This window comes from Streptomyces sp. NPDC056161, assembly GCF_042268025.1.
Taxonomy (GTDB): domain Bacteria; phylum Actinomycetota; class Actinomycetes; order Streptomycetales; family Streptomycetaceae; genus Streptomyces.
In genome coordinates this window covers 145,556-159,941 of sequence record NZ_JBHJUV010000010.1, presented here as the reverse complement: position 1 = coordinate 159,941, position 14,386 = coordinate 145,556, and the positions used below count along the sequence as shown (strand labels likewise).

General features: G+C 70.7%; 11 protein-coding genes. 7 read left to right on the top strand and 4 right to left on the bottom strand.

Annotated elements, in window-relative coordinates; all coding sequences use genetic code 11:
• Nucleotides 1–12 precede the first annotated feature (12 nt).
• Nucleotides 13–1,374 carry a glutamine synthetase family protein gene (locus ACFC09_RS12130; RefSeq protein WP_376526200.1) on the bottom strand — a complete coding sequence of 454 codons (1,362 nt, stop codon included), beginning with the start codon at nucleotides 1,372–1,374 and terminating at the stop codon, nucleotides 13–15.
• Between the two features lie 401 nt (nucleotides 1,375–1,775).
• Here ACFC09_RS12130 and ACFC09_RS12125 point away from each other — a divergent pair, with 401 nt between their 5' ends.
• The 4 genes from ACFC09_RS12125 to ACFC09_RS12110 all read left to right on the top strand — a co-directional run bounded on the left by ACFC09_RS12125 (nucleotide 1,776) and on the right by ACFC09_RS12110 (nucleotide 7,077).
• Nucleotides 1,776–2,450, top strand: a complete 675-nt coding sequence (locus tag ACFC09_RS12125; RefSeq protein ID WP_376526198.1) for a DUF3105 domain-containing protein — start codon at nucleotides 1,776–1,778, stop codon at nucleotides 2,448–2,450.
• A gap of 10 nt (nucleotides 2,451–2,460) precedes the next feature.
• On the top strand, nucleotides 2,461–3,087 hold the full coding sequence (locus ACFC09_RS12120) for a DUF305 domain-containing protein (protein WP_376526197.1): 627 nt from the start codon (nucleotides 2,461–2,463) through the stop codon (nucleotides 3,085–3,087).
• Between the two features lie 210 nt (nucleotides 3,088–3,297).
• Complete coding sequence (locus tag ACFC09_RS12115) at nucleotides 3,298–5,238, top strand: protease pro-enzyme activation domain-containing protein (RefSeq protein ID WP_376526196.1); 1,941 nt, start codon at nucleotides 3,298–3,300, stop codon at nucleotides 5,236–5,238.
• Between the two features lie 84 nt (nucleotides 5,239–5,322).
• Nucleotides 5,323–7,077, top strand: coding sequence for an NAD+ synthase (locus tag ACFC09_RS12110; protein WP_376526194.1), 1,755 nt, complete (start codon nucleotides 5,323–5,325; stop codon nucleotides 7,075–7,077).
• A gap of 319 nt (nucleotides 7,078–7,396) precedes the next feature.
• Here ACFC09_RS12110 and ACFC09_RS12105 read toward each other — a convergent pair whose 3' ends face one another.
• From ACFC09_RS12105 to ACFC09_RS12095, 3 genes are all read right to left on the bottom strand, one after another.
• Nucleotides 7,397–8,446, bottom strand: coding sequence for an endonuclease/exonuclease/phosphatase family protein (locus ACFC09_RS12105; protein WP_376526192.1), 1,050 nt, complete (start codon nucleotides 8,444–8,446; stop codon nucleotides 7,397–7,399).
• 183 nt (nucleotides 8,447–8,629) lie between these two features.
• The gene (locus ACFC09_RS12100; protein ID WP_376526190.1) at nucleotides 8,630–9,262 is read right to left on the bottom strand and encodes a TetR/AcrR family transcriptional regulator; all 633 of its coding nucleotides are present in this window, start codon (nucleotides 9,260–9,262) and stop codon (nucleotides 8,630–8,632) included.
• Between the two features lie 84 nt (nucleotides 9,263–9,346).
• Nucleotides 9,347–10,936, bottom strand: coding sequence for an MFS transporter (locus ACFC09_RS12095; protein WP_376526189.1), 1,590 nt, complete (start codon nucleotides 10,934–10,936; stop codon nucleotides 9,347–9,349).
• A 407-nt stretch (nucleotides 10,937–11,343) separates the two neighbouring features.
• Here ACFC09_RS12095 and panB point away from each other — a divergent pair, with 407 nt between their 5' ends.
• The 3 genes from panB (at nucleotide 11,344) to ACFC09_RS12080 (ending at nucleotide 14,370) form a co-directional block, all read left to right on the top strand.
• Nucleotides 11,344–12,210, top strand: a complete 867-nt coding sequence (panB, locus tag ACFC09_RS12090) for a 3-methyl-2-oxobutanoate hydroxymethyltransferase (protein WP_376526188.1) — start codon at nucleotides 11,344–11,346, stop codon at nucleotides 12,208–12,210.
• Nucleotides 12,211–12,526: 316 nt separating this feature from the next.
• Nucleotides 12,527–13,552 (top strand): ATP-binding cassette domain-containing protein, encoded by a 1,026-nt coding sequence (locus ACFC09_RS12085; RefSeq protein ID WP_376526187.1) that lies wholly within the window; start codon nucleotides 12,527–12,529, stop codon nucleotides 13,550–13,552.
• Complete coding sequence (locus ACFC09_RS12080) at nucleotides 13,549–14,370, top strand: ABC transporter permease (RefSeq protein ID WP_376526185.1); 822 nt, start codon at nucleotides 13,549–13,551, stop codon at nucleotides 14,368–14,370. Before ACFC09_RS12085 ends, ACFC09_RS12080 begins: the two co-directional genes overlap by 4 nt.
• Nucleotides 14,371–14,386: the final 16 nt, after the last annotated feature.

Sequence of the window (14,386 nt, the reverse complement as noted above, 5' to 3'; positions counted from 1 at the left end):
CCTGACCTGCCCCTACAGCACCGGCAGGTTCTTCCGCAGCTCGAACGCCGTGACCTCGCTGCGGTACTCGTGCCACTCGGCGCGCTTGTTGCGCAGGAAGAAGTCGAAGACGTGCTCGCCGAGGGTGTCGGCGACCAGGTCGCTGCGCTCCATCAGGGTCAGTGCCTCGCCGAGGTTCTGCGGCAGCGGCTCGATGCCCATCGCCCGGCGTTCGGCGTCGGAGAGCGCCCAGACGTCGTCCTCGGCGCCCGGCGGCAGCTCGTAGCCCTCCTCGATGCCCTTGAGGCCCGCGGCCAGCAGTACGGCGTACGAGAGGTAGGGGTTGGCGCCCGAGTCCAGGGAGCGCACCTCCACCCGGGCCGAGCCGGTCTTGCCCGGCTTGTACATCGGGACCCGGACCAGGGCCGAGCGGTTGTTGTGGCCCCAGCAGATGTACGAGGGCGCCTCGCCGCCGGCGCCAGCCGTGCGCTCGGAGCCGCCCCAGATGCGCTTGTAGGAGTTCACCCACTGGTTGGTGACCGCCGAGATCTCCGCCGCGTGCCGCAGCAGGCCCGCGATGAAGGAGCGGCCGACCTTGGAGAGCTGGTACTCCGCGCCGGACTCGTAGAACGCGTTCCGGTCGCCCTCGAAGAGGGAGAGGTGGGTGTGCATACCGGAGCCGGGGTGCTCGCTGAACGGCTTGGGCATGAACGTCGCGTGCACCCCCTGCTCCAGCGCGACCTGCTTCATGACCAGGCGGAAGGTCATGACGTTGTCGGCCGTGGAGAGCGCGTCGGCGTAGCGCAGGTCGATCTCCTGCTGGCCCGGGGCGCCCTCGTGGTGCGAGAACTCGACGGAGATGCCCATCGACTCCAGCATGGTGATCGCCTGGCGGCGGAAGTCCATGCCGACGTTGGTCGGGGTGTGGTCGAAGTAGCCGGAGTTGTCGGCCGGGGTGGGGCGGGTGCCGTCGAGCGGGCGGTCCTTCAGCAGGAAGAACTCGATCTCGGGGTGGGTGTAGAAGGTGAAGCCCAGGTCGGAGGTGCGGGCGAGGGCGCGCTTGAGGACGTAGCGCGGGTCGGCGAAGGACGGTGAGCCGTCGGGCATGAGGATGTCGCAGAACATGCGGGCCGTGCCGGGGGTCTCCGCGCGCCAGGGCAGGACCTGGAAGGTGGACGGGTCCGGCTTGGCGATCATGTCGGACTCGTAGACCCGGGCGAAGCCCTCGATGGCGGAGCCGTCGAAGCCGATGCCCTCGTCGAATGCCTGTTCCAGCTCGGCGGGGGCCACGGCGACGGACTTCAGGAAGCCCAGTACGTCCGTGAACCACAGGCGTACGAACCGGATGTCGCGTTCCTCCAAGGTCCGGAGCACGAACTCCTGCTGCTTGTCCATCTTCCGATTCCCCATCCTTGCTGGTCAGGCCGCCTTCCCCCGCTGCCGGGCGGAGGCGGTCGGGCACCTGAGCATCCCACCACAACACCATTTCGTGCGCGTTGCGGACCTTGATCGCCCGGCCGACCCCGGACTGAGCGCGAGGGGCCCGGCGGGTGCACTGCCCTGCCGCCCATCTTGCCTGCTCGGACCCTCATCCGTAATGGCCGATACCGATCGTTCCTGTCCGCCGTGGCCGGGGCCACCGGTACGGCGGCCCCGCGCGTTTCGCTTGCCCGGAATCCTGTGCCCTCCCTACGAAGACGGCCCTTGCCCCATTACGATCAGCGAGCGCCACTTCCGCACCGCTTCCCCGACACTTTTTGCCCTTTCCTCTTCTTCCCCCCAGAAGGACACGCCTCATGGGTTCCGCCAAGAACAGCAGCAGCGCGGCACGCAAGGCCCGTATCGCGGAGATGCAGCGCGCGGAGCGCGCCCGCGAGCGCCGCAACCGACTGCTCACCGTCGCCGCGAGCGTGGTGGTCGTCGCCGGTCTCGTCGTCGGCGGTGTCGTCCTCGTGAACTCGCAGTCCGACGGGAAGGACAGCGCGTCGAGCGACGGCAAGGGCTCCGGCGACTCGGGACACTTCACCACCGGCAAGGACGGGGTGCGCACCTGGCAGGGCGAGCTGTCACGGACCCACGTCACGACCAGCGTGAAGTACCCGATGCAGCCGCCGGTGGGCGGCAACCACAACCCGGTCTGGCTCAACTGCAACGGCGACGTCTACACCGCGCCGGTGAAGAACGAGAACGCGGTGCACGCGCTGGAGCACGGCGCCGTCTGGGTGACGTACACCACGGCGGCGCAGAAGGCGGACGTGGACGCGCTCGCGGCGAAGGTGAAGCAGACCCCGTACTCGCTGATGAGTCCGTTCGAGGACCAGGCGGCGCCGCTGATGCTGTCGGCCTGGGGCCACCAGGTGACGGTCAAGAGCGCGGACGACCCGATGGTGGCCAAGTTCTTCTCCACCTACGTGCAGGGCGACCAGACGCCCGAGCCGGGTGCCTCGTGCACCGGCGGGACGTCGAAGTGAGGGCGGCGCGATGAAGCGGCACATCGGCTGGGTCGCGGGGACCGCGGTGGCGGCGCTGGTCGCGGCCGGCGCGATCACCTACGCGGTCGCCGAGGACGGCGGCTCGGGCACGGCGGTACCGGCCGCCGAGTCCGCGGACGCCGGGTTCGCCCGGGACATGGCGGTCCACCACCAGCAGGCGGTCGAGATGTCGTACATCGTGCGCGACCGCACCGACGACGAGGAGGTGCGGCGGCTCGCCTACGACATCGCCCAGACCCAGGCCAACCAGCGGGGCATGCTGCTCGGCTGGCTGGACCTGTGGGGGCTGCCGAAGGTGTCCGCGAAGCCGCCGATGACCTGGATGGGCATGGGCGACATGCCGCCCGGCCAGGACGGCGCGCTGATGCCGGGCATGGCGACCAACACCGACCTGAAGAAGCTGGGCACCCTGTCCGGCAAGCGGGCGGAAATCTTCTACCTCCAGCTCATGACGGACCATCACAAGGGCGGCGTGCACATGGCCGAGGGGTGTGTCGCCCGGTGCACGGTCGGCGTGGAGAAGCGGCTCGCCGAGGGCATGGTCGCCTCGCAGCAGTCCGAGATCGAGTTGATGGCCGGCATGCTCAAGGACCGCGGCGCGGCACCCCGTTCCTGATGTGCGCGCGGACGAAAACCTCAATTCACCCCGGATGAACCGTCCTTGAGCTTCTCTTGACCCCCGCGTTCCCCTGGCATGAACGTTTCATCCGTCAGAGTGACCCCCGTCGTGTGATCCATTCGTGGGCCTCTGACCATGACGGACCCCCCGTGTGGATCGGCGAACTCCTACCACTTCGTGCTTGCGAACCGCATCGCAGGGGGTTCAATGAGATCCAACCGCGCCATGGCGCGTGCCGGAGTGAGCATGGCGGCGACACTGCCCATGCTCGCCGGCGCGCTCGCTCTCGGCATACCCGCGGCCCACGCCGCGGACGGTCCGGCCCGGGACACTCTCGCGGGCACCAGGCCCGCCTGGGCCACCGCCACAGCGGACAAGGGCGCCACCGCGAACAGCTCCCGGGTCGCCGCCCGGGTGTATCTGGCGGGCCGGGACGCCTCCGGCCTCGCCGCGTACGCGAAGGCGGTCTCCGACCCGTCCTCGCCGCAGTACGGCAAGTACCTCAGCGCCGCCCAGGTGCAGGCGCGCTACGGCGCGACCAAGGGCCAGGTGGACGCCGTGAAGTCGTGGCTGACCTCGGCCGGCCTGACGGTCACGGAGGTCACCCAGCACTACGTCGCCGTCTCCGGTGACGTGTCGGCCGCCGAGAAGGCGTTCGGCACCCAGCTGCACAACTACGCCAAGGGCGCCAAGACCTACCGGGCGCCCAACGCCACCGCCTCCGTGCCCGCCGCTCTCGACGGCGCCGTGCTCACCGTGACGGGCCTGGACAACGCCCCGCACACGGCGACCCACCAGGACGAACTCCCGCCGCCGGACGCCGTGTTCAAGAACGCCGGGCCGTTCTCCTCGTACTACGGCTCGAACACCGCCGGTTCGCTGCCGAGCGCGTTCGGCCAGAAGATCCCGTACGCCGTCAAGGGCTACACCGGCAAGCAGCTGCGGTCCGCCTACGGCGCCGGCAAGTACACCGGCAAGGGCGTCCGCGTCGCCATCACCGACGCCTACGCCTCGCCGACCATCGCCGCCGACGCCGCCGCCTACGCGAAGAAGAACGGCGACGCGGGCTGGAAGCACGGCCAGCTGAAGCAGGCACTGCCCGACGCCTACACGAACACCGAGGAGTGCGGGGCGGCCGGCTGGTACGGCGAGGAGACCCTGGACGTCGAGGCCGTGCACGCGGTCGCGCCCGCCGCCGACGTCACCTACGTGGGCGCCGCGTCCTGCTACGACAACGACCTGCTGGACTCGCTCGCCAAGGTCGTCGACAACCACCTGGCGGACATCGTCTCCAACTCCTGGGGCGACATCGAGGCCAACGAGACGCCGGACATCCAGGCCGCCTACGACCAGGTCTTCCAGCTCGGCGCCGTCCAGGGCATCGGCTTCTACTTCTCCTCCGGCGACAACGGCGACGAGGTCGCCAACACCGGTACGAAGCAGGTCGACACCCCCGCCAACTCGGCCTGGGTGACCGCGGTCGGCGGCACCTCGCTGGCCGTCGGCAAGGGCGACACGTACCTGTGGGAGACCGGCTGGGGCACCGAGAAGGCGAACCTGTCGGCGGACGGCAAGAGCTGGACCGGCTTCCCCGGCGCGTTCACCTCCGGCGCGGGCGGCGGCACCAGCAGGACCGTGGCCGAGCCCTTCTACCAGAAGGGTGTCGTCCCGAACTCGCTCGCCAAGGCCAACAGCGCCGCCGGCAACCGCGTCGTCCCGGACATCTCGGCGATCGCCGACCCGAACACCGGCTTCCTCGTCGGCCAGACGCAGACCTTCCCGGACGGGTCCCAGCAGTACAGCGAGTACCGCATCGGCGGCACCTCGCTGGCCGCGCCGGTGATCGCGGCCGTGCAGGCGCTGTCCCAGGAGGCGCGCGGCGGCCACGCGATCGGCTTCGCCAACCCGGCGATCTACGCCAAGGCCGGCTCGAAGGCGTACCACGACGTCACGGACGACCCGACCGGCTCCGGCCTGGCGGTCGCCCGCGTCGACTACGCCAACAGCGTCGACGCCACCGACGGCCTGCTGACCTCGGTCCGCGTCCTCGGCCAGGACAGCTCGCTCAAGGCCGTGAAGGGCTACGACGACGTGACCGGCGTGGGCTCGCCCGCGAACGGCTACGTCCAGTCGTACCGGCGCCACTGATCAAGCTGCCGCCAGGGGGTGGCGTGGGGTGCACCACACTCCGCGCCACCCCCATCGCGTCGCTCTGACGATTACACTGGGCGTGTGCCTCAACTTCGTCTCGCCCTGAACCAGATCGACTCGCGCGTCGGCGACCTCGCCGGCAACACCGAGACGATCCTCCGCTGGACCCGGCACTCGGCCGAGCAGGGAGCGCATCTCGTGGCGTTCCCGGAGATGGTGCTGACCGGGTATCCCGTCGAGGACCTCGCCCTCCGGTCGTCCTTCGTCCAGGCGTCCCGGGACGCGCTGGGCGCGCTCGCCGCCCGGCTCGCGGCGGAGGGCTTCGGGGAGCTGCCGGTGATCGTCGGCTACCTGGACCGCAGCGACAGCGCCCAGCCGAAGTACGGCCAGCCGGCCGGCGCCCCGCGGAACGCGGCGGCGGTGCTGTACCGCGGCGAGCCGGTCCTCACCTTCGCCAAGCACCACCTGCCGAACTACGGCGTCTTCGACGAGTTCCGCTACTTCGTGCCCGGCGACACCATGCCGGTGGTGCGCGTGCACGGCGTCGACGTCGCCCTGGCCATCTGCGAGGACCTGTGGCAGGACGGCGGCCGGGTGCCGGCGGCCCGGTCGGCGGGGGCGGGCCTGCTGCTGTCCGTCAACGCCTCGCCGTACGAGCGCGACAAGGACGACACCCGGCTTGAGCTGGTGCGCAAGCGGGCCCAGGAGGCGGGCTGCACGACGGCCTACCTCGCCATGACCGGCGGGCAGGACGAGCTGGTCTTCGACGGCGACTCGATCGTCGTCGACGCCGACGGCGCGGTTCTCGCGCGGGCGCCGCAGTTCACCGAGGGCTGCGTGGTCCTCGACCTGGAGCTGCCCGCGGCCTCGGCGCAACCGCCCACCGGTGTGGTGGACGACGGGCTGCGCATCGACCGGGTGATCCTCTCCGAGGACCCGCTGCCCGCCTACCCGCCGGAGCGGACGGGCGGCTACGCGGACCGCCTCGACGACGACGAGGAGGTCTACTCGGCCCTGGTGGTCGGCCTGCGCGCCTATGTGCGCAAGAACGGCTTCCGGTCCGTCCTGATCGGGCTGTCCGGCGGCATCGACTCGGCGCTGGTGGCGGCGCTCGCCTGCGACGCGGTGGGCGCGGAGAACGTGTACGGCGTGTCGATGCCGTCGAAGTACTCCTCGGACCACTCCAGGGACGACGCGGCTCAGCTGGCCCACCGCACCGGGCTCAACTTCCGGACCGTGCCGATCGCCCCCATGTTCGACGCGTACCTGGCGTCGACCGAACTGACCGGCCTCGCCGAGGAGAACCTCCAGTCGCGGCTGCGCGGCACGCTGCTGATGGCCATCTCCAACCAGGAGGGCCACATCGTCCTCGCCCCCGGCAACAAGTCCGAGCTGGCCGTCGGATACTCGACGCTGTACGGCGACTCGGTGGGCGCGTACGGCCCGATCAAGGACCTGTACAAGACGTCGGTCTTCGAGTTGGCCCGGTGGCGCAACCGGGCGGCGGCCGAGCGCGGCCAGACCCCGCCGATCCCCGAGAACTCCATCGACAAGCCGCCGAGCGCGGAGCTGCGCCCCGGCCAGGTCGACACGGACTCGCTGCCGGACTACCCGGTCCTGGACGCGATCCTCGACCTCTACGTCGACCACGACAAGGGCGCGGACGCGATCGTCGCGGCCGGCTTCGACCCGGCGCTGGTCACGAAGACCCTGCGCATGGTGGACACCGCGGAGTACAAGCGCCGCCAGTACCCGCCGGGCACGAAGATCTCGGCCAAGGGCTTCGGCAAGGACCGCCGGCTTCCGATCACCAATGGGTGGCGCGAATCGGCCTGACGTCGGCGCGGGCCGCGCCGCCGGGAGGACCCTGAGGCCGCGCCGCCAGCAGGACCGTGACGGGCCACGCGGGAGGACCGTGACGGCCCACGCCGCCGGAAGGACCGTGGCGGGCCGCGCCGCCGGAAGGACCGTGGCGGGCCGCGCCGCCGGAAGGACCGTGGCGGGCCGCGCCGCCGGGAGAACCCTGACGGGCCGCGCCGCCGGAAGGACCGTGGCGGGCCGTGCCGCCGGAAGGACCGTGACGGGCCGCCGTTCCCGTGCGGCGGCGCCGCGGTGGGGTCCGGCGGCCCGGACCGGCGCGGATGGCTCCGACCGCTCAGTCAGGGGTGCTGACCTGGACCCGGGCCGCCACCGGGAGGTGGTCGCTGCCGGTGCGCGGGAGGGTCCAGGAACTCTCCGGCTTGACCCCCTTGACCATGACCTGGTCGATCCGCGCCATCGGGAACGACGCCGGCCAGCTGAACCCGAACCCGCTGCCCGCCGCGCCCTGGGTGGAGCGCAGCTGGGAGGTGATCGCGGTCAGGGAGCGGTCGTTCATCGTGCCGTTCAGATCGCCGAGCAGCACCACCCGCTGGAGCGTCTCGTGGGAGATCGCCGTGCCCAGCGCGTCGGCGCTCTTGTCCCGCTGCCGTGCGGTGAAGCCGGTGGCGGCCTTCACCCGCACCGAGGGCAGATGGGCGACGTACACCGCGACCTGACCCGCGGGGGTCGAGACCGTGGCGCGCATCGCGCGTTCCCAGCCCAGCTTGATGTCCACGGACCGGACCGCGGTCATCGGGTACTTGCTCCACAGCCCGACCGTGCCGACGACCTCGTGGTACTTGTACGTTGAGGCCAGCGCCTTCTCGTACACCGGGACCACGGGGGCCGTCAGCTCCTCCAGCGCCAGCACGTCCGCGCCGGAGCCGGTCAGGTCGCGGGCGGTGCGGGACGGGTCCGGGTTGTCGGCGTTGACGTTGTGGGTGGCGACCATGAGGTCGCCACCGGTCGCCGTGCGGTCGATGACCAGCCCGCCGAAGAGGTTCAGCCACCCGATGAGCGGCAGCACCGTCGCGATCAGCGCGGTGACCGACCGGCGGACGAGGCCGAGGATCAGCAGCACCGGGATCAGCAGGCCGAGCCAGGGCAGGAAGGTCTCGGTGAGACTGCCGAGATTGCCCACGGTGTTGGGGATGCGCGAGTGCAGCATCATCACCAGGGCGAGCAGGACGGCGATGACGGCGAGGATGATGCCGCGGCGCCAGATGCCGCGGTCGCCCCGCCAGCCGCGGAGCGGACGGGACACCAGGCGCCGGAGCCGGGAGCGCCGCTGCTCGGGTCCGGAGCCGCTGTCTTCCGTTTCCGTCACGTATGCCTGTTGTGCCATACCGTCGCCTCACTACCCGCTGTGCACACCGTCGTTCCCCCGGGTTACGACCCTAGGGGATGATCGGCCCCGTTCCCGCCTCCCGTGGCGGCCCTACGGAAGTCGACGACGAACGGGCGGGTGCCGGAAGTTCCGGGCATCCCCGGGACGGGTGAGGACTGTGACGAAACGCGAATATTCGGACTATGTGCCGGACGGTCCGGCGGGCGGCCGGAGGCCCGCCAGCGCGGTGTCGACAATCTGCTGAGCCAGGTCCTCGGGGAGTTCGAGCTCGGGGCGCAGGACGGAGCGCAGGAGCATCGGTCCGACGAGCAGGTCGTTGGCCAGTTCGAGGTCGACGTCCGTGCGGAGTTCGCCGGTGCGCTGTCCCCGGCGCAGCACCTCCAGGCTCAGCTTGCGCCGGGGCGCTATCACGTTGGCGTGGTAGGCGGCCCAGACCTTCGGGCTGTTCTTCATCTGCGCGTGGGCGTTGTACAGGATCAACGACGAGCGGCTGGCCACGCCGCGCAGGCGCACCGATTCGAGCAGGACGATCAGGTCGTCGCGCATGGAGGTGCCGGGGAGTTCGGGTTCGGGGAGTTCGGCGGCGCGCATCACGTCGGCGAACAGGTCCTCCTTGCCCGCCCAGCGCCGGTAGATGGTGGCCTTGCCGACACCGGCCGTGCGGGCGACCCGCTCGATGGACAGCTCGGCGAGCGGCACGCCGTCCTCCAGGAGCTTCATCACACCTTCCAGGATGGCGCGTTCCACGGCCTCGCTGCGGGGTCGGCCCCGGGCGGGACCGCACGGCTTGGGGTGGCTTCCGGCAGAGCTCACGTCACTCCGTCCTTTCGCTGTGCTGCGGGAATTCTCCCGCAGCGCCCCCCTTCCGCCGTGCCGCCCCCTGCGGGCACGCGTCGGCTACTCCGCGGCCACGACCAGTTCCCGGTCCTTCTCGCCCTCCTGCGCCGCCGGCGGCCTGCCGGGCAGGAACAGCGCCACCACCAGCGCGCCGAGCAGTGCGACGCCGGCCCCGCACAGCGCGGTGACGTGCATGGCGTGCAGGAACGCGTCGTCGGCCGCGCCGGCCAGCGCCCTGCCCTGCGGGCCGAGCTTCGCGGCGACACCCAGGGTGGCCTCGATGGAGTCCCCCGCGGCGTCCCGCAGGCCGGCCGGGACCGCCCCCAGCTTGCCCTCGATGCCGTCGTGGTACGCGGTGGACAGGACCGAGCCGAGTACGGCGATGCCGAGGGCGCCGCCGACCTGGCGGAAGGTGTTGCTCAGCGCGGAGGCGGAGCCGGCCTTCTCGCGCGGCAGGGCCTGCATGATGACGACGGAGGTCGGCGTCATGATGTGCGCCATGGCGGTACCCATCAGGAAGACGTCCACCTCCAGGATCCAGATCGGCGTGTCCGCCTTGAGCAGGGCGAAGACGGCCAGGGTCACGGCGATCAGGACCAGGCCCGCCGCGGTGGTGACCCGGTTGCCGAACCGGTCGACGACGAGCCGGGCGCGCGGCGCGAAGACCATCTGGGCGACGGCCAGCGGCAGCATCAGCGCACCGGCCTCCAACGGCGAGTAGCCGAGCACGCTCTGGGTGTAGAAGACGCTGAAGAACGTGACGCCCATCAGCGCGAAGAAGACCAGCGCGATGGCGGCCATGGCGGCCGAGAAGGTCTTGCTCTTGAAGTAGGTCACGTCCAGGGACGGGTGGTCGCTGCGCTTCTCGTAAACGACGAAGCCGACGAGGACGGCAAGGCCGGCGACGATGGTGAGGAGCACCTTCGGGTCGGTGAAGTCGGCCAGTTCGCCGCCCTTGATGATGCCGTAGACGAGCAGGACCAGGCCGACCACGGAGAGCACGACGCCGACCGGGTCGAGCCGGCCGGGGTTCGGGTCGCGCGAGTCGGGCACGAGCCAGATCATCAGCGCCACCGCGACGATCACGATCGGCACGTTGACGAGGAAGACGGAGCCCCACCAGAAGTGGTCGAGGAGCGCGCCGCCGGTGATCGGGCCGATGGCGATGCCGAGTCCGACGCCGCCCGCCCAGATGCCGATGGCCTTGGGCTGCTCCGCGCGTTCGAAGACGTTCATGAGCACGGCGAGGGTGGCGGGCATGACGAAGGCGGCGCCGAGCGCCATGAGCGCGCGGTAGGCGATGAGCTGACCCGGGGACCCGGACTCGGCCGCCAGGGCCGAGCCGATACCGAACACGACGAGGCCACCGAGCAGGACCTTCTTGCGGCCCAGCCGGTCGCCGACGAGACCCGAGGTGAACAGCAGCCCGGCGAAGACGAGCGTGTAGGAGTTGATCGCCCACTCGATCTCGCTCTGGGTGGCGCCAAGACCGGTGGGTGCGGGGGTGGAGATCGTCTTGACCGCGACGTTCAGGATCGAGTTGTCGAGCACCACGATCAGCAGGCTCAGTATGAGGACGCCGAGGATGACCCACCGGCGTCTGTGCACCTCTTCGGGTATCCGGGAGGCGGGTACAGCGGGAGTTGTCATGGGAATGACCCTAGAACAATTCCGATACGGAACCGTCTCGTATCTTATTTCTTTTACCCAGACCTTACACAGAGAGAAAGCGGCGAGTACCCGGGTGCGGCCGACCGGACACACCCCACCGGCCACCGCCCAACACACCGACCGGCAATCACCCAACCGCCCAACCGCCCAACGGACCACCGACCACCGACCACCAGCGACCAGCGACCGGCAACCGGCAACCGCCGAACGGCCCGCGGCGGCGCACCCGGAGACCGCGGGTGCGAGGAGGGATGCGAAGGGGATCACACCCGAACACGCCCGGAACACACGGAGGTCCCCTGGCCCTCCCTGGCACGAGGTGCCACCATGGAGGGGATCCGGAGACGCCGTGAGGGCGCTTCGAGACGACTGAAGGAGCCGTTGCAATGACGCAGCTTCCGGCTGCCCGGACCAGGTCCTCCGACGGCAGCAAAGCGCTGTACGGGGGCAAGGGCACCCGCCGCATCACCGTCCGCGACATCGGCCTCGCCAAGGAGCGGGGCGAGAAGTGGCCCATGCTCACGGCCTACGACGCCATGACCGCCTCCGTCTTCGACGAGGCCGGCATCCCGGTGATGCTGGTCGGCGACTCGGCGGGCAACTGCCACCTCGGGTACGAGACGACCGTACCCGTCACCCTCGACGAGATGACCATGCTGTCGGCCGCGGTCGTGCGCGGCACGCAGCGCGCCCTGATCGTGGGCGACCTGCCCTTCGGGTCCTACCAGGAGGGGCCGGTGCAGGCGCTGCGCTCGGCGACCCGGCTGGTGAAGGAGGCCGGGGTCGGCGCCGTGAAGCTGGAGGGCGGCGAGCGCTCGCACGGCCAGATCGAGTTGCTGGTGCAGTCCGGCATCCCGGTCATGGCGCACATCGGCCTCACCCCGCAGTCCGTGCACGCCATGGGCTACCGGGTGCAGGGGCGCGGCGAGGAGGCGGCCCAGCAACTGCTGCGCGACGCGAAGGCCGTGCAGGACGCGGGCGCCTTCGCGGTGGTGCTCGAACTGGTCCCGGCGGAGCTGGCGGCCGAGGTGACCCGGGTGCTGCACATCCCGACCGTCGGCATCGGCGCAGGTCCGAACACGGACGCGCAGGTCCTGGTGTGGACCGACATGATGGGGCTGACCGGCGGGCGGGTCCCGAAGTTCGTGAAGCAGTACGCCGATCTGCGCGCGGTCATGGGCGACGCGGCCAAGTCCTTCGCCGAGGAGGTCGTCGGCGGAACGTTCCCGCAGGAGGAGCACTCCGTCCACTAGCCGCTCCGCCGGGAGTGGCGCGACACGCACGGGCCGTCGTTCGTCTGCGGCGCCGCCGTGGCCGGCCGCTCCCCGAGTTCCCGGCTTCGCTCCAACAGGGGGACCCCGGTTCCCCACGCCCCTTCAGAGCAGTGCTCAGTGCCCTGGGCGGCGTCGCCGTACCGGTGCGCCGCGCGCCAGTTGCCACCGTGGAAACACCCAGGACGGCCCGCCGATCGTCCCCCGTCGGCGGGCCGTCCGCCGTTGTCGGCCGGTGTTCCTCCGCTGTCGGTGTCCTGTAGGCCGTTTGTCGGTGCGGGCTGGCACCGTTCATGCCATGACGCGAATCGACAACGAGCCCAGCGGCCGCGGCGACGCCGTGACCGTGCGGGGGCTGGTCAAGCACTACGGCGAGACCAAAGCGCTGGACGGCGTGGACCTGGACGTGCGCGAGGGCACCGTGATGGGTGTGCTCGGGCCGAACGGCGCCGGCAAGACCACCCTCGTACGCATCCTGTCCACCCTGCTCGCTCCCGACGCCGGCCGGGCGACCGTCGCCGGCTACGACGTCGTCCGGCAGCCCCGGCAACTGCGCCGGGTGATCGGACTCACCGGGCAGTACGCCTCGGTGGACGAGAAGCTTCCGGGCTGGGAGAACCTGTACATGATCGGGCGGCTGCTCGACCTGCCGCGCAGGGAGGCCCGTACCCGCGCCGACGAACTGCTGGAGCGGTTCTCGCTGACGGACGCCGCCAAGCGGCCCGCGGCCACCTACTCCGGCGGCATGCGGCGCCGGCTCGACCTGGCCGCCTCGATGATCGGGCGGCCCGAGGTGCTCTACCTGGACGAGCCGACGACCGGTCTCGACCCGCGGACCCGCAACGAGGTGTGGGACGAGGTCAAGGCCATGGTCGGGGAAGGGGTCACCGTCCTGCTGACCACCCAGTACATGGAGGAGGCCGAACAGCTCGCCTCCGAACTGACCGTGGTGGACCGTGGGAAGGTCATCGCGAACGGCCGCATCGAGGAGCTGAAGGCGAAGGTCGGCGGGCGCACGCTGCGGGTACGGCCGGCCGATCCGCTGGAGCTGCGCCCGCTCGCCGGAATGCTGGACGAACTGGGCATCACCGGTCTCGCCGCGACGACCGTGGACACCGACGCCGGCACCCTGCTGGTGCCCATCCTCAGCGACGAGCAGCTGACCGCGGTGGTCGGCGCGGTCACCGCGCGCGGCATCACCATCTCCTCGATCACCACCGAACTGCCCAGCCTGGACGAGGTGTTCCTGTCGCTCACCGGCCACCGCGCCAGTGCCCCGCAGGACCCCGCGCCCGCCGACACCCGCCAGGAGGTCGCCGTATGACAACCGCCACCGCCACCGCCGCCGCTTCCGTGCCCGACGCCCGGATCCCGCTGCGTGGCCATCTGCGCCACACCGGGGCGCTGATCCGCCGCAATCTGCTGTGGATCCGGCAGGACCCGGAGTCGATGTTCGACGCGCTGCTGATGCCGATCGTCTTCACCCTGCTGTTCGTGTACGTCTTCGGCGGCTCGATCGGACAGGCCCTGGGCGGCGGCCAGGAGGGGTACGTGCAGTACGTCATCCCCGGCATGATCGCGATGATGAGCATGACGCTGTCCCAGGGCGTCGGTACCGGCTTCAGCCAGGACTTCAACTCCGGGGTCATGGACCGCTTCCGGTCGCTGCCCATCGGGCGCGGCTCGGTGCTGTTCGCGAAGATCTCGGTGGAACTGGCGCGGATGCTGTTCGCGACGGCCGTGCTGATGATCGTGTCCGTCCTGGTCGGTTTCCACATCCACCACTGGGGCGGCCTGTTCGCCGCCGTGGGGCTGTCCGCGGCCTTCGCCTCGTCGATCATGTGGGTGTTCCTCACCCTGGGCGTGGTCCTGAAGAACGCGCAGTCCGTGCAGGCGATGGGCTTCCTGGTGCTGTTCCCGCTTCAGTTCGGCTCGTCGATCTTCGCACCGACCCAGTCGATGCCGGGCTGGCTCCAGGCGTTCACCGACTACAACCCGCTGTCCACGCTGGCGGACGCGGCCCGCGGACTGATGGTGGGCGGCCCGGTCGCCCACGACCTGTGGATCACGCTGGCCTGGTCCGCGGCGATCACGGTGGTGATGGCGCCCGTCGCGATCCACAAGTTCCGCACCAAGAGCTGACGCGGCCCCGGCCTCC

Coding starts and splice junctions, on each gene's coding strand:
- ACFC09_RS12105 (WP_376526192.1), bottom strand. CDS start 8,446: ATGGCACAACAGGCATACGTGACGGAAACGGAAGACAGCGGCTCCGGA.
- ACFC09_RS12085 (WP_376526187.1), top strand. CDS start 12,527: ATGACGCGAATCGACAACGAGCCCAGCGGCCGCGGCGACGCCGTGACC.
- ACFC09_RS12095 (WP_376526189.1), bottom strand. CDS start 10,936: ATGACAACTCCCGCTGTACCCGCCTCCCGGATACCCGAAGAGGTGCAC.
- ACFC09_RS12115 (WP_376526196.1), top strand. CDS start 3,298: ATGAGATCCAACCGCGCCATGGCGCGTGCCGGAGTGAGCATGGCGGCG.
- ACFC09_RS12120 (WP_376526197.1), top strand. CDS start 2,461: ATGAAGCGGCACATCGGCTGGGTCGCGGGGACCGCGGTGGCGGCGCTG.
- ACFC09_RS12130 (WP_376526200.1), bottom strand. CDS start 1,374: ATGGACAAGCAGCAGGAGTTCGTGCTCCGGACCTTGGAGGAACGCGAC.
- ACFC09_RS12125 (WP_376526198.1), top strand. CDS start 1,776: ATGGGTTCCGCCAAGAACAGCAGCAGCGCGGCACGCAAGGCCCGTATC.
- ACFC09_RS12080 (WP_376526185.1), top strand. CDS start 13,549: ATGACAACCGCCACCGCCACCGCCGCCGCTTCCGTGCCCGACGCCCGG.
- panB (WP_376526188.1), top strand. CDS start 11,344: ATGACGCAGCTTCCGGCTGCCCGGACCAGGTCCTCCGACGGCAGCAAA.